A 22,866-nucleotide genomic window follows, 5' to 3' on the forward strand; every position below is an offset into this window, starting at 1 on the left:
CTTTAAGCTATTATTCGATTTTGTATCGTTTGACACGCTTCCCAAACCTAAGTAGCTTGTCAAACGCCGAACAAAAAGGCCCGGTTTGTATTGCATTGTTAGGAAGCAACACAAACCGGGCCATGGTAAGCGCTGTTCGCTTTTAAAACGCCATGTCAGTTTTGTTCACTATCCTGCATAGTCCAGTCATTTACGGTAACTGGGTAGAAACTTATGGGCCATATTCCCAAGATTATATGAGGCTCGTGTTTTGATTTCATGTTTATCTTAACAACGGATGTTCATGATGTCAACGGATTTATCGAACAATCTATGAAGTCGTCGTTTTAATGTTCGGATTTAGAGTATTTTTCCCTCAAATACGATTTTTTTCCCAATCGGAATGATCTGAATCGACCCATTTTCCTTCTTTTCCTGAAAGATCGGTTCCTCCATTCGTCGGACAGGTGAGTAGCCTTCCTCCGCCATCTGGGACAACACTTGATCAATCGTCATGTTGTCTTCCACGTAGAATTTCTTTTTCTTTGGTTTTGCGGTCATTCTTTAATTCTCCTTTTCTTCACAGCCTTCACCCAGAAGCCGCCATGAATCGTTTTGGGCTCATACGAAATGATAAACGCCTTTGAATCAAGCGTTTTAATCGTTTCATATAATTGCAGTTCATATTTTCTCGGTGTTAAAATTTGCATCGCTGACCGGTCTCCTTCAAGACCTCCTACTACCCAGTTGGTGACGCCATATCCTTTTTCTCTCAATTGTTTTGGGAGATCTAGATCGATTTCTTTTGTAATCACGTTCACAGTAATGTAGCCAAGTGCCAGCTTCTCTTCAATTTTCATCCCTACAATGATTCCAATTCCATAACCTAGCGCATACGCAATGACATTTTGTACTTGATCTAAGTTATCTAATACGATACTCAAACCAATGACATAAATCAGCATCTCGACAGTACCAGCAAAAGCGGCTGCATACCTTCTGCCTTTCATTGTTAAAATTAAACGCATAGTGGAAAAAGAGACATAAACAATGTTAATCACTAAAATAATCAAAACCATGGTGAACGCATTGGATAAAAGTTGTTGAAGCACGATTCGAACCCCCTGCACTAAAAATCAAATAAAGCACCCCATATTCTACTAGAGAACAAACCTTGATACAATCAAATTTGCGCGAGAAAAACACATATATCTTTCGACAACAAGGGGTGGTCTTTGTTACCAAGAGTTTACCCGTTTTTTCCTCTTCTCAACATTTAAAGCCTCCTTTTTCAAAAGGAGGCTTTAAATGGTTGATAAAGGGCTAAAATGAACTTTATTTTAACCCTTTGTCTTTTTTCAGCGTGATAGAAAGCCTTTGAATTTTAAAAAGACCGAGTACACGCTGAAACGTGTTTTATCCAAACCGAACTGGAACAAGTGATGGGATCAAATACTCTCCGACAATGCCCCATAAAAGGGCAATGATGACGAGCTCAATCAACAAAAAGACCCAGCCGGCATACATCAAGTCTCCCCGCACAGCATCTTGCTCTGATTGAATGGAGCGGAAGAGCACAATGGCAATCAGCTGAAGACCAAAAAACATCATCACGGATAAAATCACCGTTACATATGGAATATTCAGCATGGCAAATACAAGCCAAAGGATAGATAAAACCAAAACTGGCACAAGCACGGCACCGAACTTCATGATCACTTCTTTCAGCGATATGTTCCCTTTCAGCATGTACTTACCGAGCACCCAAACCGTCAGCATCATCAGTGTCAACAAAATGAGTGTAAAGACCGCTACCTTTAAAAAGGCGTCACCAAAAGAATAATGAATACCAAAACCTAATAAACGGGTCTTTGACGCCTTTAATTGAACGTAGTTGCCTAAAGCAAAAAACACACTGAATAACACAATTGAAATCCAGGCGTACTTCATGCGTAAAGTGTCCGCTTGATGAATCGCACGACTCGGTGATTTTAACATCGCAAACCCATATGAGCCATAGCGCTTAAACGCACCTCCAACACCTCTTGCGATGCGCTGAATGGCTGAACCCTCTTCATCAGCTGGCTTAGCCGTTCTTCCTCGTTTTGCAGCACTGCGGCTGAGGCGGGACTGCCTCGTTTCTTGATCTATTGATGGCTCTTCGTTTTCGTTTTTTGTTTCGGATGTGACCTGCTCTTGATCTTTCTCTAACATCCCATATCAACTCCTATCTCAGACAATCCGCACAGGCTCAGGTGACCTGTCCAGATGACTCCTATTAAAGTAGCGGAGTCTCTCTATTCAGTCAAGATTCCTTGACGTTCATACGAATAGACGGATAAAAGAATGAAGAGGTTTTAAATGGAGAGAAAATAAGCCAAAACAAAAAAGCTGATGAGTGGATCAGCTTTTCATCATCTTTCATCACTTTTCATGAACGATAGCGCGCCTGCTTTGCTTTCTGAATCCGAAGATTCTCTTGGTGTGCGGGGAAACGAGTCTTTTCTGTCGTATCGACTTGTGTAATTTGTCCATTATGAATGGTGATCACCACCGACCCGTATTCAATCCCTTTTAAGGCAGATAAAATAAAATTCAGCTTTTGTTCATCCATTGCTCATCCCCCATCCCACTAATTTTGCTTGCGCTTTTTTAAATAGAGAACTTCATTTTCCAGCTCATGAATCGTATAGTGCATGAGCGCTTCATGTTTTTCTTCATGCCCCCATAAAAGGAGCTGCTCAATCAATACCTGCTTTTTCCGCTCAATCACCTGCCTAAGCCAGCGTGACAAGTCATCCCCTCCCGTTATGATGAATGCAAGAAAAAAGGCACTCTGAACCCTTCTATAGAAAAAAGGAAATCAAAGCGCCTTTGGTGATCCAATCAGCGAATTATGTCTTTTTATCATAAACACATAATTCCTATAAGTCAACTATGTTTTTGAAATTTCCCTACAAAAAACAGCAGCCTCCATGAGCTGCTGTTTCAGACAAACGATTAATGATTTAAGAAAGCAAAATATAGAATAAAGATGACAAACAGGCCGTACATAATTGGATGCACTTCTTTTGCTTTTCCTTTAAAGATCATGGTGATCGGGTAGAAAATGAAACCAATTGCAATCCCTGTCGCAATACTATATGTCAGTGGCATCATAATCATGGTTAAGAAAGCCGGTACCGCTATTTCAAAACGATCCCATGCGATCTTCGCAAGAGGTGCTACCATCAGTGCACCGACAATGATTAAAGCAGGTGCCGTTACATTTGATGTCACGACAGATAATAGTGGCGAGAAGAACATCGCAAGTAAGAAGAAAATACCTGTCACGACGGCTGCAAACCCAGAGCGGGCACCCGCAGCAACACCTGAACTAGATTCAACATAAGACGTCGTCGTTGATGTACCAAGAACAGAACCGACGACGATAGAAGAAGAATCCGCCAGAAGCGCTCTTCCTGCACGAGGCAGCTCATTATTTTTCATTAAACCAGCCTGCGTTGCCACAGCCACAAGTGTACCAGCTGTATCAAAGAACCCAACGAATAGGAACGTTAAAATGACCACAAGCATTTGAATGGAGAAGATGTCTGGCAAGTGAATCAAGGCTTGACCAAAAGTTGGAGACAAGCTTGGAATGCTTCCTATAATTTGAGATGGAACTGGCACAAGACCAAAGATCATCCCAGCAATAGCTGTCACAAGCATCCCAATGAAGACACCTGCATTCACACGAAGAACCATTAAAATGACAGTCACAACGATCCCAAATACCGTCAACAATACAGGACCACTATGAATATTTCCAATCGAAACGAGCGTATTATCGTTATTGGCAATAATGCCAGATCCTTGAAGACCTACAAATGTAATGAACAAACCAATCCCTGCACCAACAGCCAGCTTCAGCTCACTCGGAATAGCATTGATGATTTTTTCACGAAAACCTGTTAAAGAAAGAGCAACGAAAATCAATCCTGAAACAAACACACCGGAAAGTGCTGCCTGCCATGAGATTCCCATACCAAGAACAACTGAGAAAGCGAAGAACGCATTCAGTCCCATACCTGGTGCAATTGCAATCGGGTACCTGGCGATCAATCCCATCAGGAAACAACCTGCCGCAGAAGCTAGCGCCGTAGCTGTAAAGACAGCCCCCTGATCAATTCGTAATTTATCTGGAAAATCCGGTACTGCTACTAAAGCAAGTGTGATCGGATTGACAAACAAGATGTAAGCCATCGACAAAAATGTCGTTAAACCGCCGATGATCTCTCTGCGATAATTCGTACCTAACTCATCAAACTGAAAAAACTGTTTCAAAGCCAACTGACTCCCTTCATGTCCTTTTGCTTTAGTCTGTCCCATTCACAAGTCAAATAAAAAACGCCCCAACAGTTTTTGGGACGCTTGACTACAATGTGAATTCAGACCGTGACATCAAACAAGAACAATGCATGATTTATATCAAACGAGTGTGAATTGACGTAGTCAAGCCATTTACGGTAGCTTGGTAGAAACTTGCGGGCCATATCCCCGCCATTATACGACTTCTATCTATTTGATTTCTGTGTCTATTGTACCAACTTCATTTTTAAAACACAATACAAAAAGCGAACATTTTTCAAAGAAATGTCCGCTTCATTCGTCTTATTACACGAATTTGGAAAATCACATCTAGTTCTTTATACACCCATCACTGAATTCTGGCAAAAACCGTTTCTGCTACATCGAAAAATGCCTTCACAGCAGGAGACGCTTGCGTAAGCGATGGACAGGCAAGCGCCACCTCACGATGATGCGATACATTCAGATGACTGATCTGCACAAGTTGCTGCGTTTTTAGGAATAACTCAGGACCTATCGTCACACCAAGTCCTTCCCCAACCATGCGGGCAATGGTCGTACAATCATGCACTTCAAATAAAATAGACGGCTTGATTTGCGCCTCTGCAAAAATATCCTCTACATGGGACTGATACATGCCAGTTGGCATAATAAATGGTTCATCTGCTAATTCTTCCATGTCTACAATTGGCTGCTGCTTAAAACGATGATTTTCGTGATAGGCGACCACCATTTTATCTTTCATAAGTGGCAATAGATCAAACGCTTCATCCGCTTTACCTTTTACAACAAACCCAACATCAATAATGCCAGAATCGAGCCACTCCAATATTTCTTCATATGTCCCCTCATAGAATTTAAATTCAATCTTTGGATGCTTTTTCTGATAGCTCACAAGTAGCTTTGGCAATAAACAAGCGGATGCACTGGCAAAAGTTCCAATCCGAATCAAGCCAGATTCAATATTTTTGGTGAGCGCAATTTCCTGCTGAATTTTCTCTACTCGATTTAGCACTTCTCTTATATGCGGAAGAAGGGTTTCACCGGTATCTGTCAGCGTGATGCCCTTTTTTCGGTCACGCACGAATAAAGACACGCCCCACTCCGTCTCTAAACTTGCCACCGCATGACTCACGGCAGACTGTGTCATATTTAATGCTTCAGCTGCAGCAGTAAAACTGCCTAGCTCGACCACCTTAGCCATTGTCTCGAATCGAACAAAGCTCATGAGTATTCACTCATCCCTTTCATGAAAAACATCAATTTTACTTATGTTAGCACGGAATTTAAAATGAATACAACGTTTCAACATAAAGGAAGGGTTCAAAATGAAAAGTACATCTTATCCATTGCTCATATTTCTTTTAGCCGTCGGTTCTTTCGTCACAGGCACTTCAGAATTCGTCGTATCAGGCATACTGGACATCATTTCTGACGATCTGCGCATCTCCATCCCGGTTGCGGGACAGCTCATCACCATCTATTCTCTTTTTTATGCGGTGGGTGCCCTCTTTTTAGTCATGGCCACATCGAAATTGAATCGAAAAAAGGTTCTTTTATCGGCGATTTCCATGTTTATAGCAGGGAATGTGCTCGCCTTTTTTAGCCATCACTTTATGCTGCTCATGCTCTCGCGAGTCATCATGGCCATGAGTGGCGGCTTATATATTGTGCTCGCAACAAATTACGCAGCGCAGCTCGCCCCGCCAGAAAAAAAGGGGAGTGCGATGGCAACGGTGATCACTGGATTTACAGTTTCACTAGTACTCGGTGTACCGATTGGAACATTTTTAGCAGGATATGTAGATTGGCATGCCATTTTTCTCATCATTGCAATAGGGACCGCTTGTCTCTTGTTTCTTCTGTATCGATTATTACCGCCTATGGCGGGACATTCCCATGTGCCATTTAAGCAGCAAATTCAAATTCTTCAAGACCGTAGGGTGTTAAGCGGCTTAGCCACGACAGCCTTTTGGATCTTAGGATATACGATGGTATTTGCTTACATTTCGCCATTATTGCGGCAGACATCCGGATTTACGCTTGAACTGACAAGCATTGCCTTGCTTGTCTTAGGCATCTCCGCTTTTATTGGCTCGCGCTTTGGTGGATACGCTGTCGATCATTGGGGACCAAACCGAACCATTTCAATCAGCATCACGGTTCAGATGCTCATGCTCTTTGCATTATCCTTTACACAATTTTCGGTAGTTGGCGTCTTCATCACGCTCGCCATTTGGGGCACCGCCACATGGACAACAACACCAGCGAAGCAATTTTATCTCATCTCCCTAAAACCCGAAACATCGGAAACCGTGCTGAGCTTTAATACAGCGATTATGAATATCGGCATGATGCTCGGATCATCAATGGGCGGTCTGATTATTCAATATACAAATGTAACGAATTTAAGTTGGATTGGCGGGCTAGCCAGTTTTGTTGCGTTGATGTTGATTCGGTACTCGTTCCATCGCAATCGACTGGCACATCAACAGATAAAAAGCGAACATGTGTAATCATGTTCGCTTGCTTATTTATCGACTAGCTTTTGATGTTTCTTTTTTGACTGGAATGGTTACCGTTATCGCCTTCTGTGGTGCCAACATATTCAGCTCTGACAAATCAATATAAAGCCCATATTCTTTAAATGAAAAATGGTTTAATGATAAAGTATCTAACTCCTTATTATCAAATTCAAAGGTGGATTGCATGGAAGCTGTCTTTAAATTCGTCATCTTCGCATGGTTCCCTTTCAAGTAATATCCGCTTTCATAGTCTGCTTGTGGATCGGGCCATGATTTCATCTTTTCAACATCGCCTAATCCAATGAATTCACCTATATTCTCCATCACATCCTGATCTAATTCTTTTTGATCTACTCCAGTAAATTGATAATCAACAATCACAGAACGGTCTTTTTGCTCTATCTTATTGATTTTGATTCCGATGCCATGGTGTTTTGTTTTGAACTGAACAGGCAGCTTTGTCTGAAGAGGAATGATTTTGCTTTCTTCCCGTTCGATATTCACATATGTGTCAAATGTCAATTCAGTCGCCTTTGGATTGATCGGCTGATTCAAAATCGTTAAATGATCTTTTCTAGTTTTGTCAGAAGACATTTGTTTTTTTCTTAAAACGGTTCCAATCTCAAGCTGATACTCATTCCCTAAATTATCCTTCATTCCATCTATACTGACTTTATCATCTTTGGCAAAACCATTGTAATCAATGGCATATTGAATTGCAGAGCCATTCACTCCGTTTTCTACCTTTACATTTCTTATTTGATAACGTCCATTTAAAATAGACACGTCTTTTTGTCCCGCTAATAAAGTGGTTTTTTGCTTGACCACAGGTAACTTGAAGCGCCAATTCCCTACAATATCCCCAATCTTCGAAATAACAAGCGGTACTTGCTGACCTTGTTTGATCGTTTGTCCATTTGTATAGACTTCCGTCTGCCCAACATAGCGGCCATCTTTCATTTTTTTCAATCCCTGATTGTCGTAACTCGGTTGGAAAGTGTCATTTATACGATCGAAGTTGTTGACTATGAATGGTACAGAATCTTCCTTTGTATTCAAATTCTCCACAGTAAACGTATAAACAAGCCGCCCTGCATCATAATACACACTGTTTACTTTCACAGTAACCCCTCTTGATTCAGCCCCCTCATTGACATGCTTCACCAACTCACTCTGAAAAAGAGACATTCCTACTTTATCGTGAAACATCATATATAACTGTCCAACCAATGGCACTCGAGCCATCGCTGTATTAAGAGAAGGAAAAAGGAAGCCTGATGAAAAATAAAGAACGATTAGTACAATGGCAGAATATATTGGCGTTCTCCAATTCCATGTGAACCAACGTCTTTTCTTTTCCGCTTTCACATCTCCCATTGCTTGGCGAATCACAGAGGTCACTTCAACCTTTGGTACATCAATCTCTTCATAAAGCTTTTTCATTTCTTTTCGTTCCATCGACACTCTCCTCCTTCTCCAATGTTTGCTTTAATAACTTTCTTGCTCGATACAAATGAGTTTTGACAGTTCCTTCGGGCACACCCATCTGTTCAGAAATCATTGAAATCGAATAATCTTGAAAATAAAATAGCTGAATCACGAGCTGATATTGCTCATCTAACACATCTAGTGCATTTTTTAAATCCAGCTTGTCTTCCAAAAAATCATGCCGCTCAACGCTCTCATGATGCTGTTCAAACGGAACAACATCTTGCTGCTTCTTCTTCATCGCAAAAATCGTATGAATCAAGATCCTAGTCAGCCATGTAGAAAAATAAGCCGGTTCTTTTAATCCAGATAAATGTTTAAACGCTTTAATGACCGTCTCTTGAACAGCATCTAACGAATCCTCTTTATTTCTTGTATAGAGAAAAGCCGTTTTATATAAACGCTCTTGATACATCAGCATTAATGTCTCAAATGCCGGGACATTCCCTTTTTGTGCTTTTTTAATTAGACGCACTTGCTTCATCTCATCCACACCTCCTACACCTGTTAGAGCAAGGTTTCTCTCAAACGGTTTCAACAAACGGAAATTTCTTTTACTTAGCATATGTCGGACAAAAATAGAGAAAGTGAAGAATAGGCCACAAAGATCGTATTGAACTTTTGATATAATGGAAGAAATATCTACAAAAAGGAGGATATTGATTGTTTCTATTTGAAGAACCTGCTTGTGCTAGCTGCCAAAAGAAAATAGAAGGTAACGAAGAAGTGTACGTTAAGCTGATCTATCCAAAGAGACGAGGGATGACAGAAGTGAAGGCTTGGCTAAGGAATGAAGGGGTTTTTTATTGTAAGGCATGTACAGAACAAAAGACATCACATGGAGGATAAACACATGAACAAAATCACTTTTCCACAATCATTTCCAACGATACATACCGAAAGACTGATCTTAAAACAAGCAACGATCACAGATGCTGAGGATATGCACATCTATTTATCCAATGAAACTGTCTGCCGCTACATGGGCATTGATGCACATGAAACCATCGAAGACACAAAAGGAGAAATCAAGTGGTATGACAATATCTTCAAAGAACAAACAGGCATCCGCTGGGGCATTTCTTTAAAAGATGATCCAGCGATCATCGGCAGCTGTGGATTTCTTAACTTGGAAAAACAGCACTGCCGCACGGAAATTGGCTATGAATTACACCACGATCATTGGAGAAAAGGCATCATGAAGGAAGCGATTACTGCGGTGTTGCGGTATGGATTTCAGGAGATGAACTTGAATCGGATTGAAGCACTGATAGATCCCCAAAATATAACTTCTGTTAAATTGTTAGAGCAATTTAATTTTGTTCGAGAAGGATTATTGAGGGAATATGAATATGGCAAAGGGAAATTTGATGATGTGTTAATGTATGGTCTGTTAAACAAAGATAATTAATAATTGCAAAAAAGTCCTATAACCTATTTTAAAAAGGTTTAGGACTTTTCATTAAGGTTTCATATTGATTGTTGCTAATAGAAATTCCTCAATTTTTTTACTAACTTTAACATCAGTTGTCTTAAGTCTAAGAATTGGTATTCTAACCTTTTCTAGAATACTATCTTTAACACTATCTCGTTCCTTTTGTACTGGTCTATCATGATAGCCCCCATCTACTTCAAGAACTGCCATAGGAACTTTTCCAACTTTATAATAAAATACAAAATCACAGTTAGCTCTTTTTTGAAATTCTTGCTCTCTTTTCGTAAAATTACCGTCAACTTTAACCAATTGAGATAATTTTATATGCATATGAAAGTTTAACAGTTTAAAGTCATCTTTTAGCATCAATTCTTTAATAATTGATGCTATTATCTGTTCAGATTTATATTTAGAATCTTTGCCATCTAATTTTGCTTTTAACTTTTCTAACGATTTATCATATTCTTCGTAGAGTAAATCAAACGCAGAGATGACAGGACTTTCATGTATCTGATCAGAGTCAGCATAGTACTGAATATAGCGGATAAGCGCAGCAACATCTTTGTTATATGGTAAAAAAACACTGTTTCCTGTGACCAATGTAAACTTATGTTTCGCACGAGACACAGCTACATTTACTAGATGTGGATTATCAACAAAATCCATCTTACTTAAACTACTTTTTTTATTATCAAGAACAGTTGAGAAGATAATATTATCTCGCTCTTTTCCCTGAACTTTATGAATTGTTGAACTAGAGGCATCTTTACTTAAATACTTTTTTGACAAGTTTATTTGTGCATTATAAGGAGCAATAAAACTAGTCTCTGCTTCTTCATCAACTCCTACTTCAAGAATTGACTCTAGCTCTCTTTGGTTAGCGTTCCATCTCGTATGATTTCCTTTTGAAGTTGTAATCAACTCTAAAGACTGCTCTCCTTTATCCTCAGTCATTGGGATTAGCTGATTGTCATAAAATTGTTGATTACAAAATTGAATAATTTTCGGATGACATCTATAGTGCTCTTTTAATAAAGTTATAGGGATCTCCTCTTTTAAACACGAGATAACAGAATCTAAAAAGCTCATTTTTCTACTATCATAAACTGGAGAAGGTGGCTCAATGTCACTCCTAATCTCAATATGTGGTAATTGTTTCCTATCCCCAACAACAATCAAATTCTTGGCACAACCTGCACTTAAAATTCCTGAAATTATTTCTTGTTGAGAAGCTTCATCCATAATTACATAATCAATTAATGTACCCTTACCTATTGCATTAATTATTGATTGACTTCCACTACCTAAGATTGGATATCTATTTAAGAACAAATTAAAATTTTTTTTGTAATTATCCAACTCAAAATTAAATGACTTAGATGGAATAGCATCACTTAGATAATTTTTAAGATACCCCATAGAATTCTGAGTTAAATCTTCTAATAGCTCTCCAAAATTTTGGCTTTTCAGTTCGTTCTCATATAAATCAACTTTTTTCTTTTTACGTTCTAATAAACGTTGATAAAACAAGAATTGAAGTGAATAAATAAAATTGTCGCGCTCATCAATATCATTAAGAAAGCTTGTACGAATCATTTGATAATTAAAAAGCAGTTGTAATTTTTTCTTTAAGGAAACTTTTGCTTTAACTTGATGATCTAAAAAAACCATTAAATCAACTATTTTTCTGAGACTAAATTTATATTTTTCTAGAGGGATCAGTTTTACATCAGGGCGTTCCTCATGTCGCCACTTTTCTAGATAAGATACCTCTACAGACAATTCATTAATTTCAGCTTTTAAACTTGCTACTTGATTTTGTGCATGCAAATGTTTTTTTAATTTCTGTACAAGATCATCAATTTCTTCTATTTCTTTTACGCCTTGTATATCTTCATTAACAATCTCAATCGATGATTGAAAAAACTCCTTTTGATTACTTTTATTACCTAATTTCGCTATTATATGTCCTAAATTCACCTTCTCAAGTTTCTCATACACATTAATCACAGCATCATTATTATTTGAAACTATTGCTACTGTACTCCCATTTATTAATATGTTAGCAATAATATTAAGTATCGTCTGGGTTTTTCCTGTTCCTGGTGGTCCTTCAATGACACTTATCTGGGATGAAAATGCTGCTTCGACTGCTTTTAATTGTGATTCATTTAATCCAAAAGGGAAAATCAAATGTTTCTTTGGTGTTCTCTTTTCTGTTTTACCTAAACAATACGCATTTAAAGCTGTACCGGAATAAGGAACTATTCTTTCTAACTGTCGAATTACATTCTCTGCTATATGCTTATTAGTAAACTTTAAACGTTCTTTTGCAACTGAAGTAAAGTATGAGAATACTTCTTCATTTTTAAAATTTGCCGAATATGAAATTTGAGCGTTATCACTCTCCATAATATATGGTTTTTCGGATTCCGGGTATTTTACTACGATATATTTATTTCCATAATGTATTGCCTTCTCAATATAACTGAATGTATTCTTGTTTTTATTATGTAGTAAATTCCCTTTACAATCTATTGTTGGTTCAATCACACATTGATCTAGCGGTTTAAAAAAGAACTTACCTGATGGAAATTCAACTCTTAACATAAGTCTATCGGAATCTTTTTCAGTACATATTTTCCAATCTTTGATTTGATCCGTTTTATCTTGCCCATCCATATATATTAAAACCATAGAGAAAAACACCATCCGTATGTTAGTTATGTTATATCTAATATACTTGAAAATATTTTGATTTTCATCTAAATTATGGATTTTTACCTTAATCAAATCTATGATATGAAATTTTTGATATCATATAATCAAATGTATTTATCTAAATGATCTTACTAACACAAGAATTTATAAATCATACTTACCGAGGAAAACTATGAAAACAAAACTTAATTTCATCCAAAAGCCGCAACCAGAGTATGTTTCTTTTCACATTTATGAACTCAATCCGGCGGTTGAAAAACTTGTCCAGCAAGTGGAGCAGTCAGCCCCCTATTTCTTAGCACAAGAACCCACGAAAGAAAGAGTGAAAAAGGTCTATTATCACGACATTTTATATATAGAAAGCGTTGATAAAAGATCGTTCTTGTATACGTCAGATGGAGTGTTTCTCTTAAAGGAAAAGTTATTTGAACTTGAAAAACAGCTTGAAGCGCACGATTATGTCAGGATTTCAAAATCGATGATTCTGAATATAGATTCTATTGCCGCTATTTCTCCTAAAACGAGTGGTCGTTTTGAAGCAAAGCTTACAAATGAGGAAAAGGTGATGATTTCACGTTTTTATATCCAATCATTAAAAGAGAAACTTGGGTTACGAAGGAAGTGAACAGGATGAAACGTTATATCACAAATCTTTTGATCACATTTTGTATAATCTTTACTGCACTCGTATTGATTTACTGTTTCACGTTTGGAACGATGCCCATCTATATTTTACAAGCCATCATGTTCAATTCCTTTTTTTCAAGCGCCCTGACCTTCTTGCTATACCCAAAACAAACGTACAGCCATCAACGGATTCTTTTTCAACAAATTCTATATATCGTCCTTGTGATGTGTATGATTATAACAACCATCATTATTGTGAGCGGTGAAATCAGCCCCCTTTCGTTTATCGTGAATTTCCTTGTGGTCATGGCTTTATTCTTTGTGATCAAGTACCTATTGTATAAAAAAGATCAAGCAACCGCTGAGGAAATCAACGATCTTTTACAGCAGCGAAAGAAACGAACAACAGTTTAAAGCGCATCTTAGGGCTAAAAATTGACATGTTAGGAAGATTTCATTGTGACTTCTGCATGATTCCTCTACTCTGACGTTAGAGGAGGAATCAACACATGAAACCAATCACAATCATTCGAAAATCAGTACTTCTACTGCTGTTTTCTTTAATTATTCCAACAAGTGCAGGTGTCTATATATCCATAAAACAAGTGACCGATCCAATGACCATCTATATCATCAATGGCAGTGCCATGCTAGCTGGGTGTCTTTTACTTCTATTCATTATTCAAAAAAGTCGTTTTCACTTGAAAGAAATAGGTTTTCGAAAAGGCTCTCTTGGGATGTGGATATTTCCGATCCTGATCATCGAGGCCATTCCGTTTATTGCTGGATTCAACAAGGATTTAACTGTTTCTTCCTTTCTAGCACTTTGTTTCTTCATGGTGTGTGTCGGTCTTTTTGAAGAAGGAATCTTTCGAGGCATTCTGTTTCAATATTTAAAACAAATTAACTTGAGCACTGCCATATGGGGCTCCGCCGTACTATTCGGTCTCGGTCATGCTGCGAATCTACTAAGCGGAAAAAGCCTCACCTTAACAGTCGCACAAATCCTATTCGCCTTTTTATTTGGATTCGTTGCAGCTGAAATCGTTGCACTCACGAACAGCCTGCAATGGGTGATCTTATGGCACGCGGTTCATAATATCGTGGATCAAACCACAAATGGGCAAACGTCTGTGGGAATGCAAATGCTTTTGCTTTCGATTCAATGTGTCATTTTGCTTGTTCTTGCGGTGGTGTTGTGGAAAAGATTAAGAATGAAAAAAGTGTTCAATAGATAATGAAAAGAGGAGGAAAGAGATGAAGGGGAACACATGGATAGAAGGCTGGTTTCAAAAGTGTGAAGAACTTGAAATCAAGCCTTGGGAATGGGATTTTAAACAAAGTTATATCAAAGAGCCGATCAAAGATACATCATCAATTAAGATCATGTTAGAGTATAAAATGGGTAAACTCAAAGCTAAAGTTAAACCGCGTAGTAAAGCTGATTGTGATAAAGAACCTTTTCATATTTATCAATTACTATGGGGTACAGAGAATGATCCTGAGCTTAAATCAAAGCACCATTTAGATTATTATGATTTGCTCCGCGGCGAAACAATGAATTCGTTTTGGACAACTTATAAAAACAGTGTGATAAGCTCAGAAAATAAAAACGCTTTATACAATGAAATTGGCATTAACCCCAAAAACCCTCTTATAGATCAATGTCATTTATTGATTTCTAATGAGAAAGTCAAAGAGTTTAAACAGATCAAAGATAATATTGCAGCGTTTGAAAAATTCGCTACTTCTTCTCATTATATTGGAAATTTCACTGTATTACCTCATTGGATGAACACTGGTCGATACAGTTTCTCTCAAGATTATTGGGATGTGACATTACAATCATTCTTTGGCTTTTTTAAACCATTAGGCTGTTGGAAACAGTTCGTCGAACGATATTTCCTTCAACCTTATGTAAACAATGATGAGCAATGGACAGTGAGTGAATTTTGGGAAGGTCATTTTGCAGGAATCGGAAATTACAATCGATTAAAACCTCAAAATGAACAAGAATTAAGTGAGTACCTACATAAAGTCAATATTAGGATTGAAGAACGGGGCAAATGGATGATCAAAAAAGTCTGTGAAGAATTGAAGTTGCAACACTTCACATTTTATGATGAACTAAAAGATAGACAAATTCGATTTTCCAACGAATTGAATTAACCATAATGAGCGAGCTTCGTGTTCGCTTTTTTATTTTCTAAAAGGGTTCCGATAAAAGAAAAATGAGATCATAAAAAGCTGATATCTTAAACGCTATATCAGCATCATGTTATCAAGCTTATTCACTCATGTAATCCTCTTTCAGCATGCTGTATATTTCTACATCAACAACTCCTTTGCCAGACCATAAAACAGCTTGTCTAAGCAGCCCTTCTTTGATAAAACCATTTTTCAATAGGACTTTTTTTGATACCTCATTTGCTGGCATGACTTCCGCTTGAATTCTATTGATATCAATCTCTTCAAACAGAAATTTCACTAGTGTAGAGACAGCTTCTGTTGCGATGCCTTTTCCCCAATGTTCCTCTGCAAAGAAATAACCAATCGTCACCGCATTCACTTTTTGATTGATGTCCATTGTTTCGATGATACCAACTAGCGTATGAGGATTATCCTTTTGAAAGATTCCCCATTTCACTCTGCTTTTCTTCGTATAATCTCGTTCAAAATGTCCAATCATTTTTTTTACCGTTTGGAGATTATGTTTGGGAATGATCCCACAATACTGAAAGACTGTGTCATTGTCGTAAATTGAAAATAACTCTGGCAAATGACGCTCTTCCACCCTTTTTAACAATAGATTCTTTGACGCAACTACAGGAAAAGTACCAAAAAGACTTTCTATTTTCATCTCTTAATCCCCCTTATTCCTCGATAGGAATATAGATTTTCATTTTGATATCGTTCGGGCCATTCGAATGTAAGACATCTGTTATTTCAAAATCTGGTCCACTCGTTCTTTCATAATTAGAATTTGGGAGCCAGCTACCATAGATATATCTTCTAGTGTTTTGCACCATTTCATGAGAGCCACTCACTTTAAATTCTGCATATCTCCCCTCAGGAATCACTATTTTTACAAACCCTTCATTTAAATCTATATCGGATTCCTCCACTTCTTCCCCTACCACAAACGAAAAACGGCCATCATCATGAAAGGAAGTAGATACACCATAAGCCATATGAGGTGCTTTTCTCTTTGGAATCTGTTGATAATACTCCTTTTTTCCAAAATCCATATAAAACAAAGGAATGTCCGTGAAATATTCCTCACTTTGAAGATTCGTTTGATACTCGTAACCAATAATATAAAATTTGTTTAATTGAGTCATGACAGGTTTATTCATATTGAATTCACTGTCTAACTTAGATTGATACGCTAAAAAATCCATTTTGTTTTGTTTCTTTAACTCCATTTCCTCTTTTCGAAACCTGCCTGGTGTCACCCCAAAGAATTGTAAAAAAGCACGGGCGAACGCTTCTTGAGAACCATACTGGAACGCAATCGCTATGTGTAAAATATTTTGATTTGTTTCTTTCAGTAACCTAGCAGCTTCAGAGAGCCTTCTATTTCTGATATACTCTTGCACAGAAAAACCTGTAATGGCTTGAAACAGTCGTTGAAAATGAAACGCTGAAAAGCAGGATTTCGAGGAAATATCCTTTATACTTATATTGTTTTGAAGATTCTCCTCAATAAACTCAATCGAATGCTGTATTCTCTCATAGTAATCCATTGTTTCTCCCTCCTCTACTTTTATTTTATTACTTCCCTCCTCTTACTTTTTGATCATTTGTGCTATTTTTAAATAACCTTCCACAAAATAATCATTCAATTTCCATAGCACAAAAAGTCAAGTTTCTTAAAAATGATTTCCGTTATATTAAACTCGTAAGGTAAAGATGTGCTCGGTTGTCCTATCAAGAACATGAGAAAACGATTCAAGGACCATTAACATCTGAAAGATAAATTACCGCTTCAAACTCTAGCAAAAAACGCTAGTTATTCTACCATTAAAACAGAAGTAAAATAAAATTAAAAATGAAGACAAGACACCCACAGGACAAAAAAAATCAATTAAAAAAGATATCCCTACCACTATCACTTTTTTGTCATCTTGGTATAATAGAAAAAATCAGAAAAATGAGAATGCGATGATAAGGAATAGTACTTGCCGAAATGTTGTCAGAAAGTTGCTGGCTGATGAGAAGCAATAACAAAAAGGCAGGGAACTCACCTTAGAGTAGCCTTAGTGAAATGAAAAGTATTGATGTAGTTAAGGTCGGCACCCCACCGTTATATGGGAAGGATATAAGATCAAACAATCTGTATCCGAATAAGGGCATGATAATGTTTGTTTATCATGAAACAGGGGTGGTACCGCGTAAGAAGAAGTCTTTCGTCTCCAAGTTAAATCTTGGGGATGAAAGGCTTTTTTTATATTCTATTTTCTAGGAGGAATCGATGATGTTTAACCACAAAAAATACGAAAAGAAATACTTTTTGCCACCGAACCTTACGTATGATTGGGTGAAGAAAGAAACATTAGAAAGTGCTCCGATATGGTGCAGTGTGGACTTACGGGATGGAAATCAAGCATTACCTATTCCTATGAACTTAGAAGAAAAATTGGAAATGTTTCAGTTACTAATAGAGATAGGTTTTAAAGAAATTGAAATCGCATTTCCAGCTGCTTCTGATACGGAGTTTAGGTTTTTACGGACACTGATTGATCATCATATGATTCCAGACGATGTCACGATTATGGTGATCACACAAGCGAGAGAGCATATTATCCGCCGAACCTTCGAAGCCATTAAGGGGGTACCGAAAGCGATTGTTCATTTATATAATTCGACTTCAGAAGCTCAGCGCAGACAAGTATTTAAGAAAACAAAAGATGAAATTAAACAAATTGCAATGGATGGAGCTATTTTAGTAAAAGAACTTGCCGAAAAAACAAATAGCGATATTTATTTTCAATATAGTCCTGAAAGCTTTCCAGGAACAGAAGTGGATTACGCGTTAGATATTTGTAATAGTGTTTTAGATATTTGGAAACCGACACCACATCACAAAGCGATTATCAATATTCCGACAACAGTTGAATATTCAATGCCTCATATCTTTGCAAGTCAGATTGAGTATATACACAAAAATCTGTCTTACCGAGACAGTGTGACATTGTCTGTTCACCCTCATAATGACCGCGGGTCTGGGGTGAGTGATGCAGAATTTGGTGTGCTAGCTGGTGCCGAAAGAGTCGAAGGGACATTATTTGGTATCGGTGAACGTACAGGGAACGTAGACTTGATTACTTTGGCGATGAATATGTACTCACAAGGTTATGATCCACAATTGAATTTCAATAACCTAGAAGCGATTCGTAAAAAATATGAAAAACTAACAAAAATCACTGTTCATGAGAGACAGCCATATTCTGGGGAGATGGTTTTCACCGCATTTTCTGGGTCACATCAAGATGCGATATCTAAAGGGATGAAATATAGAAAGGAACATCATGTTGATAAATGGGACGTTCCGTATATCCCAATAGATCCAGTTGACTTGGGGAGGAATTATCAAACGGATGTGATTCGAATCAATAGCCAGTCTGGAAAAGGCGGCATAGGCTATATATTAGAAACAAATTATGGCATTCAACTTCCTTATCAAATGAATGAAGCCGTGGGATATGCAGCGAAGAAAGTATCTGATCAGACAAATAGGGAATTGTCTGTCGAAGAAATATATCATGTTTTTAAAGAGCAGTATGTTGATTTTCACCCTCATTTCCAGCTGCTTGATTATCAATTTCATAAAGGAGAGAAGCAAGAAGTCACCTTAACTTTGCTGAGAGATCATCAACAAATTGACATACAAGGAACTGGCACTGGAAGTTTAGATGCAATCAGTAACGCGTTAAAAGCACATTTTCATCTCGAGTATGATTTGGAAGTCTATGAACAGAATTCTTTGGGCAACGATTCTCAAGCAAAAGCCTGTGCGCAGATTGGTATTTCAAATCAAGGAAAAATGCATTGGGGTGCTGGAATCGATAAAGATATTATAGAAGCAACAGTAAAGGCCCTGGTGGTTGCAGTAAATAAACTAGAGGTTTGGATGTAGATGGAAACAGATACACTTGAAAAACATGAAGCGATGCAATATTTAAGAAAATATAACGAGCAAGAAATCTTTTATCAACAATACCAACAGAAAAAGCATGACAATCAATCATTGCAATTATTTTTGAAGGATTATGATCAAAACAATTTCATGCAAAAGCAAATATATATAGAAGAATTTTTGCTAAGAGGGCAGAACGAATTTGAAAAAGAGGATACCATGTGGTTAGGTCAGGAGAAAGATATCGAAGTGAGAAAGTATAGCCGTTTTATGCCTCAATTGTCGGCTATCCATGATTTCTTTGAGATGATCTATGTTCTGGAAAATGAGATGTATGTAGAAGTGGAAGATAAAAAAATCGCTTTAAAATCAGGAGATATTGCCTTTATTCCACCTGACACAATACACAAGCCACTTGTAATGGAGAATACAATCGCAATCCAAATCATGATCCGCAAAAGTACTTTTCAAAAAGTGTTTTTTAAAATGTTAAAAGGAAATCATGTCATTTCTGAGTTCTTTTTGAATGCATTGTATATAAAAGAAAATAAACATATTCTTATTTTCCATAGTCACATGGATAAAAATTTGCTAGACTGCTCTCTTCAACTATTTATAGAAAATCACAATCGATTTCCTAGTTACCAGTTGATTATGAATAATTTGTTTGAGATATTATTATGTCTCTTATTAAGATTCAAACCAAATCATATGAACGTCATTCAGGTCAAACCATATAGTGATATACGTATGATTCAAATGCTTCAATATATTCAGCAATGTTGTGAGCATATAACACTCCAAAAGATGGCAGAGAAATTCAACCTTTCACAATCTTATCTGTCTAGATATATAGCTCGTACACTCGGCAAATCATTTCGTGAAATTCGACAAGAAATAAGATTGGAAAAAGCCTGCGAAATGCTAACCGGTAGTAATTTACAAGTGGATCATATTTCGGGAGCCGTTGGTTATCAAAATGTAGAGCATTTCATTCGTTTATTTAAGAAAAAGTATCGCCTAACACCACATCAATATCGTTTAAATAATAGATCATGTCAAATCAATACGAATAAAAAGGAGAAATCATCATGTCAATCAAGCAAGTAAAAGATTATTTTAAACAATATGAGATGGATACTCGAATTCAGGAATTTTCAGTATCTAGCGCAACCGTAGACTTGGCTGCTTCTGCATTGGGCTGCGAACCTGAAAGAATCGCAAAAACACTCTCCTTTCTAGTAAATGGACAAGCTATTTTAGTTGTGACCTCTGGCGATGCAAAAATTGATAACAAAAAATTCAAAGAATATTTTAAAACAAAAGCGAAAATGCTGCCTCCTCATGAGGTCTTTGACTTGGTCGGTCATGAAATTGGCGGAGTATGTCCTTTTGCTATAAAGAATGGCGTTTCTGTTTATTTAGATATGTCACTCAAACGTTTTGAGACAGTCTATCCAGCCTGCGGCAGCAGTAACAGTGCTATTGAACTCACAATCAAACAACTAGAAAAACACTCCGGTTATACACAATGGATTGCTGTGTGTAAGGGATGGAATGATGAATTCACACAATAAAACGGAAGAAAAAAGTGCAATCAAACATAAAAAAGAGCTAGAAACCCTTGATACACAAAGGTTTCTAGCTCTATTATAACTACTCCCACTCGATGATTTTGCAAATTCATTTAAAGTTAATTTTCCGTCTTAAAAGCTTTTAAATCATTTAAATATACTTCATGGAACATGAATTTATAACTGTTGTTTGCAAAATGTTTGCAAATCGTTCTTCTCTAATTTGAGAAACGAAATTTAAAAGAGAGCTGAATGGCTCTCTTTATTTTTAAAAAACATCCATTTTTTTGAATTTTATTGATATAATTAATTATATTTATAAATTGATAAGGAGATTTTTATAATATGGATTTTATAAGTAACCCATGGTTTGTAGGTATTGCTGGTGGTATTGTAAGTGGTGTTATAGTTTTTTTTATAACTACTGCTATTTCGAATAAAATTAGCAAAAAAGATTACTATAATTCAGTAAAAGAAGTTAACTTTAAAGTGTCAAAAATGCTAATAATGTCTATTTCTGAAGGTAAAATACCGAACCCTCAAGTTGTCAGTGCATTACTATCTTCATTAGCGAAAAGAAACAATATTCTTTTAAAAGATATTAATACTGTAGAGGAAACTTATAACGATTTAGTCACTGAATTATTTGAAACAAATTTTATTCCGGTTGAAAAGAAGCAGACTTTAGCGAATGAATTAATCGATACAAAAGAATCTTTAAATCAAACGATTATTTTAGATGAAAATAAGAATATCAATGAAGATGAAAAATATCTTAGGTATCGTTCAATCCGTTTTAAATATCTATACATCTTAGGAGTAACAGTTTCCGCATATATGTTTCTTATCCTTACTTTATTAGATGCTAAAAAATTCAGTTTGCCAATTTCGTCAACTGATGATTACCAAATTTTAATGATTGCTTTTGGTACATTTACAATTGTTCTTAGTCTTTTGATTTTAATTACTACAAAACTAACTCACGATAAAAGAAAAGAGCTCAGAAAACAAAATAATAAAATCGATAAAAATACATAAACTAATAGCTTTTGTTTGCAAATTGTTTGCAACAATAACAAAAAAGAGCTTAGAACCCTTTTAAATCAAGAATTCTAAGCTTCTTTTTATTACTCCCACTCGATAATAAACAGTACTCCCTCTTTCCTTGTATGACAGCACGTTTTGAAAAAAACATTGTTTTGGTGGTGCGTTTGGTGGGTAGTACTAATGAGAATCATTCTTTATTAATATGAAATTCCCCTTAAATAGCACTCACTTATATTATGGTTCCTAGGCTTTAATATGAGTAAATGCAATTTAAATATGCTGTAATTCATACTTTATTTTTTCTTTTGATAAATGATCTTTTTTATAATGCGTACATTGTAGGTTATAAAGATTCTCTACCAATTCAACCGATTCATCTGCTAAATGTTTCTTAAAAACCCTTTTAAGGTTACTTGAAAAATTAAGCTTATATTCTTCTTTATATTTATCTTTAAAAACAAGAGCTCTTAATAAATTCAGCTCAACTTGAGGATTCTCTTCTAAATTCACATCTAATTTAGAAGCTTTTATAGAAGTTCTAAATAATTCATCATATAATTTAGATTTATTAAAATTGTATACAATACCATCTATATTCAAATACACAGACTTCGCTAAATTTTCTTCACTAGCTTGCAAATTTGTATTTTTAAATGCCCATGTGTTTTCTAAATCCCATATATCAAATTCCATATTTCCTATTTTAAATTTGAATCCACCAAATCTGTTTCTTCTATTACTATATTTCTTTGTAATTAAATCAAAATTAGTTTTATCTTTAAACTTTATTGCTATATCAAAATCTCTAGGTAGAGGGGGATTATCAGGAAACAAACAGATATCTCTTATCGAACCTCCAAAGAACAATAAATCGCCTACGTTAGACAGTTCTTCAATGAAGTTAAGTCTATTAGAATCTTTCCCCAGTAAAAAAATCAGTCTATTTTTTATTTCTTTTTCATATCTACTCACCTTAAATCC

At 36.5% G+C, this 22,866-nt stretch carries 24 protein-coding genes, 2 riboswitches and 1 other annotated feature; of the genes, 11 read left to right on the plus strand and 13 right to left on the minus strand.

Annotated elements, in window-relative coordinates; all coding sequences use genetic code 11:
- Positions 1 to 158: 158 nt before the first annotated feature.
- Positions 159 to 260, minus strand: a riboswitch (purine riboswitch).
- Positions 261 to 339: 79 nt separating this feature from the next.
- The 7 genes from ASG46_RS19100 to ASG46_RS19125 form a co-directional block, all read right to left on the minus strand.
- On the minus strand, positions 340 to 540 hold the full coding sequence (locus ASG46_RS19100) for an NETI motif-containing protein (protein WP_008344299.1): 201 nt from the start codon (positions 538 to 540) through the stop codon (positions 340 to 342).
- Positions 537 to 1,091: a DUF2179 domain-containing protein gene (locus ASG46_RS19105; protein ID WP_008344300.1), complete on the minus strand. Its 555-nt coding sequence runs from the start codon at positions 1,089 to 1,091 to the stop codon at positions 537 to 539. Before ASG46_RS19105 ends, ASG46_RS19100 begins: the two co-directional genes overlap by 4 nt.
- A 304-nt stretch (positions 1,092 to 1,395) precedes the next feature.
- Positions 1,396 to 2,193 carry a hypothetical protein gene (locus tag ASG46_RS19110; RefSeq protein ID WP_056705709.1) on the minus strand — a complete coding sequence of 266 codons (798 nt, stop codon included), beginning with the start codon at positions 2,191 to 2,193 and terminating at the stop codon, positions 1,396 to 1,398.
- Between the two features lie 217 nt (positions 2,194 to 2,410).
- Entirely contained in the window at positions 2,411 to 2,593 is a 183-nt protein-coding gene (locus tag ASG46_RS19115) for a YezD family protein (protein WP_025206857.1), read from the minus strand.
- Positions 2,594 to 2,611: 18 nt separating this feature from the next.
- A complete protein-coding gene (locus ASG46_RS21200) occupies positions 2,612 to 2,773 on the minus strand; it encodes a hypothetical protein (RefSeq protein WP_200939635.1) in 162 nt (53 codons plus the stop codon).
- 206 nt (positions 2,774 to 2,979) lie between these two features.
- Positions 2,980 to 4,305 carry an NCS2 family permease gene (locus tag ASG46_RS19120; protein WP_024719393.1) on the minus strand — a complete coding sequence of 442 codons (1,326 nt, stop codon included), beginning with the start codon at positions 4,303 to 4,305 and terminating at the stop codon, positions 2,980 to 2,982.
- 145 nt (positions 4,306 to 4,450) lie between these two features.
- A riboswitch (purine riboswitch) is annotated at positions 4,451 to 4,552 on the minus strand.
- A 126-nt stretch (positions 4,553 to 4,678) separates the two neighbouring features.
- Complete coding sequence (locus ASG46_RS19125) at positions 4,679 to 5,557, minus strand: LysR family transcriptional regulator (protein ID WP_056408212.1); 879 nt, start codon at positions 5,555 to 5,557, stop codon at positions 4,679 to 4,681.
- 100 nt (positions 5,558 to 5,657) lie between these two features.
- Between ASG46_RS19125 and ASG46_RS19130 the strand changes: the two genes are divergently transcribed.
- Positions 5,658 to 6,845, plus strand: coding sequence for an MFS transporter (locus ASG46_RS19130; protein ID WP_056705710.1), 1,188 nt, complete (start codon positions 5,658 to 5,660; stop codon positions 6,843 to 6,845).
- Positions 6,846 to 6,863: 18 nt separating this feature from the next.
- On the opposite strand, the gene ASG46_RS19135 is transcribed toward ASG46_RS19130, so the two are convergent.
- Positions 6,864 to 8,312 (minus strand): DUF4179 domain-containing protein, encoded by a 1,449-nt coding sequence (locus ASG46_RS19135; protein ID WP_056705712.1) that lies wholly within the window; start codon positions 8,310 to 8,312, stop codon positions 6,864 to 6,866.
- Positions 8,281 to 8,826, minus strand: a complete 546-nt coding sequence (locus tag ASG46_RS19140; protein WP_041093219.1) for a sigma-70 family RNA polymerase sigma factor — start codon at positions 8,824 to 8,826, stop codon at positions 8,281 to 8,283. The genes ASG46_RS19135 and ASG46_RS19140 overlap by 32 nt, the downstream gene beginning before the upstream one ends.
- A 179-nt stretch (positions 8,827 to 9,005) precedes the next feature.
- Here ASG46_RS19140 and ASG46_RS19145 point away from each other — a divergent pair, with 179 nt between their 5' ends.
- Positions 9,006 to 9,191 carry a hypothetical protein gene (locus ASG46_RS19145; protein WP_056705714.1) on the plus strand — a complete coding sequence of 62 codons (186 nt, stop codon included), beginning with the start codon at positions 9,006 to 9,008 and terminating at the stop codon, positions 9,189 to 9,191.
- Between the two features lie 4 nt (positions 9,192 to 9,195).
- The gene (locus tag ASG46_RS19150) at positions 9,196 to 9,753 is read left to right on the plus strand and encodes a GNAT family N-acetyltransferase (RefSeq protein WP_056705717.1); all 558 of its coding nucleotides are present in this window, start codon (positions 9,196 to 9,198) and stop codon (positions 9,751 to 9,753) included.
- A 51-nt stretch (positions 9,754 to 9,804) separates the two neighbouring features.
- Here the strand turns inward: ASG46_RS19150 and ASG46_RS19155 are convergent, their stop codons facing one another.
- Positions 9,805 to 12,474: an AAA domain-containing protein gene (locus tag ASG46_RS19155; protein WP_056705720.1), complete on the minus strand. Its 2,670-nt coding sequence runs from the start codon at positions 12,472 to 12,474 to the stop codon at positions 9,805 to 9,807.
- A gap of 196 nt (positions 12,475 to 12,670) precedes the next feature.
- Here ASG46_RS19155 and ASG46_RS19160 point away from each other — a divergent pair, with 196 nt between their 5' ends.
- From ASG46_RS19160 to ASG46_RS19175, 4 genes are all read left to right on the plus strand, one after another.
- The gene (locus tag ASG46_RS19160) at positions 12,671 to 13,123 is read left to right on the plus strand and encodes a LytTR family DNA-binding domain-containing protein (protein ID WP_056705722.1); all 453 of its coding nucleotides are present in this window, start codon (positions 12,671 to 12,673) and stop codon (positions 13,121 to 13,123) included.
- A 5-nt stretch (positions 13,124 to 13,128) separates the two neighbouring features.
- On the plus strand, positions 13,129 to 13,539 hold the full coding sequence (locus ASG46_RS19165) for a hypothetical protein (RefSeq protein ID WP_056705725.1): 411 nt from the start codon (positions 13,129 to 13,131) through the stop codon (positions 13,537 to 13,539).
- A 95-nt stretch (positions 13,540 to 13,634) separates the two neighbouring features.
- A complete protein-coding gene (locus ASG46_RS19170) occupies positions 13,635 to 14,363 on the plus strand; it encodes a CPBP family intramembrane glutamic endopeptidase (RefSeq protein WP_056705727.1) in 729 nt (242 codons plus the stop codon).
- A 19-nt stretch (positions 14,364 to 14,382) separates the two neighbouring features.
- Positions 14,383 to 15,294 (plus strand): hypothetical protein, encoded by a 912-nt coding sequence (locus ASG46_RS19175; protein WP_056705731.1) that lies wholly within the window; start codon positions 14,383 to 14,385, stop codon positions 15,292 to 15,294.
- A 118-nt stretch (positions 15,295 to 15,412) separates the two neighbouring features.
- On the opposite strand, the gene ASG46_RS19180 is transcribed toward ASG46_RS19175, so the two are convergent.
- A complete protein-coding gene (locus tag ASG46_RS19180) occupies positions 15,413 to 15,985 on the minus strand; it encodes a GNAT family N-acetyltransferase (RefSeq protein WP_008344332.1) in 573 nt (190 codons plus the stop codon).
- 13 nt (positions 15,986 to 15,998) lie between these two features.
- The gene (locus tag ASG46_RS19185; protein ID WP_056705734.1) at positions 15,999 to 16,871 is read right to left on the minus strand and encodes an AraC family transcriptional regulator; all 873 of its coding nucleotides are present in this window, start codon (positions 16,869 to 16,871) and stop codon (positions 15,999 to 16,001) included.
- Positions 16,872 to 17,280: 409 nt separating this feature from the next.
- Positions 17,281 to 17,545, plus strand: a binding site (T-box leader).
- A gap of 57 nt (positions 17,546 to 17,602) precedes the next feature.
- Here ASG46_RS19185 and ASG46_RS19190 point away from each other — a divergent pair.
- The 4 genes from ASG46_RS19190 to ASG46_RS19205 all read left to right on the plus strand — a co-directional run bounded on the left by ASG46_RS19190 (position 17,603) and on the right by ASG46_RS19205 (position 21,876).
- The gene (locus ASG46_RS19190; RefSeq protein WP_056705736.1) at positions 17,603 to 19,264 is read left to right on the plus strand and encodes a 2-isopropylmalate synthase; all 1,662 of its coding nucleotides are present in this window, start codon (positions 17,603 to 17,605) and stop codon (positions 19,262 to 19,264) included.
- Positions 19,265 to 20,374 carry a helix-turn-helix domain-containing protein gene (locus tag ASG46_RS19195; RefSeq protein ID WP_056705739.1) on the plus strand — a complete coding sequence of 370 codons (1,110 nt, stop codon included), beginning with the start codon at positions 19,265 to 19,267 and terminating at the stop codon, positions 20,372 to 20,374. It abuts the gene before it with no gap.
- Entirely contained in the window at positions 20,356 to 20,841 is a 486-nt protein-coding gene (locus ASG46_RS19200) for a YbaK/EbsC family protein (RefSeq protein ID WP_056705743.1), read from the plus strand. Before ASG46_RS19195 ends, ASG46_RS19200 begins: the two co-directional genes overlap by 19 nt.
- Before the next feature lie 342 nt (positions 20,842 to 21,183).
- Entirely contained in the window at positions 21,184 to 21,876 is a 693-nt protein-coding gene (locus tag ASG46_RS19205; RefSeq protein ID WP_046342833.1) for a hypothetical protein, read from the plus strand.
- 279 nt (positions 21,877 to 22,155) lie between these two features.
- On the opposite strand, the gene ASG46_RS19210 is transcribed toward ASG46_RS19205, so the two are convergent.
- On the minus strand, positions 22,156 to 22,857 hold the full coding sequence (locus ASG46_RS19210) for a hypothetical protein (protein ID WP_056705746.1): 702 nt from the start codon (positions 22,855 to 22,857) through the stop codon (positions 22,156 to 22,158).
- Positions 22,858 to 22,866: the final 9 nt, after the last annotated feature.

The sequence above is a fragment of the Bacillus sp. Leaf49 genome (genome assembly GCF_001426125.1).
Taxonomy (GTDB): Bacteria; Bacillota; Bacilli; order Bacillales; family Bacillaceae; genus Bacillus; species Bacillus altitudinis.

Coding starts and splice junctions, on each gene's coding strand:
- ASG46_RS19100 (WP_008344299.1), bottom strand. CDS start 540: ATGACCGCAAAACCAAAGAAAAAGAAATTCTACGTGGAAGACAACATG.
- ASG46_RS19110 (WP_056705709.1), bottom strand. CDS start 2,193: ATGTTAGAGAAAGATCAAGAGCAGGTCACATCCGAAACAAAAAACGAA.
- ASG46_RS19115 (WP_025206857.1), bottom strand. CDS start 2,593: ATGGATGAACAAAAGCTGAATTTTATTTTATCTGCCTTAAAAGGGATT.
- ASG46_RS19125 (WP_056408212.1), bottom strand. CDS start 5,557: ATGAGCTTTGTTCGATTCGAGACAATGGCTAAGGTGGTCGAGCTAGGC.
- ASG46_RS19130 (WP_056705710.1), top strand. CDS start 5,658: ATGAAAAGTACATCTTATCCATTGCTCATATTTCTTTTAGCCGTCGGT.
- ASG46_RS19135 (WP_056705712.1), bottom strand. CDS start 8,312: ATGGAACGAAAAGAAATGAAAAAGCTTTATGAAGAGATTGATGTACCA.
- ASG46_RS19140 (WP_041093219.1), bottom strand. CDS start 8,826: ATGAAGCAAGTGCGTCTAATTAAAAAAGCACAAAAAGGGAATGTCCCG.
- ASG46_RS19150 (WP_056705717.1), top strand. CDS start 9,196: ATGAACAAAATCACTTTTCCACAATCATTTCCAACGATACATACCGAA.
- ASG46_RS19155 (WP_056705720.1), bottom strand. CDS start 12,474: ATGGTTTTAATATATATGGATGGGCAAGATAAAACGGATCAAATCAAA.
- ASG46_RS19160 (WP_056705722.1), top strand. CDS start 12,671: ATGAAAACAAAACTTAATTTCATCCAAAAGCCGCAACCAGAGTATGTT.
- ASG46_RS19165 (WP_056705725.1), top strand. CDS start 13,129: ATGAAACGTTATATCACAAATCTTTTGATCACATTTTGTATAATCTTT.
- ASG46_RS19170 (WP_056705727.1), top strand. CDS start 13,635: ATGAAACCAATCACAATCATTCGAAAATCAGTACTTCTACTGCTGTTT.
- ASG46_RS19175 (WP_056705731.1), top strand. CDS start 14,383: ATGAAGGGGAACACATGGATAGAAGGCTGGTTTCAAAAGTGTGAAGAA.
- ASG46_RS19180 (WP_008344332.1), bottom strand. CDS start 15,985: ATGAAAATAGAAAGTCTTTTTGGTACTTTTCCTGTAGTTGCGTCAAAG.
- ASG46_RS19185 (WP_056705734.1), bottom strand. CDS start 16,871: ATGGATTACTATGAGAGAATACAGCATTCGATTGAGTTTATTGAGGAG.
- ASG46_RS19190 (WP_056705736.1), top strand. CDS start 17,603: ATGTTTAACCACAAAAAATACGAAAAGAAATACTTTTTGCCACCGAAC.
- ASG46_RS19195 (WP_056705739.1), top strand. CDS start 19,265: ATGGAAACAGATACACTTGAAAAACATGAAGCGATGCAATATTTAAGA.
- ASG46_RS19200 (WP_056705743.1), top strand. CDS start 20,356: ATGTCAATCAAGCAAGTAAAAGATTATTTTAAACAATATGAGATGGAT.
- ASG46_RS19205 (WP_046342833.1), top strand. CDS start 21,184: ATGGATTTTATAAGTAACCCATGGTTTGTAGGTATTGCTGGTGGTATT.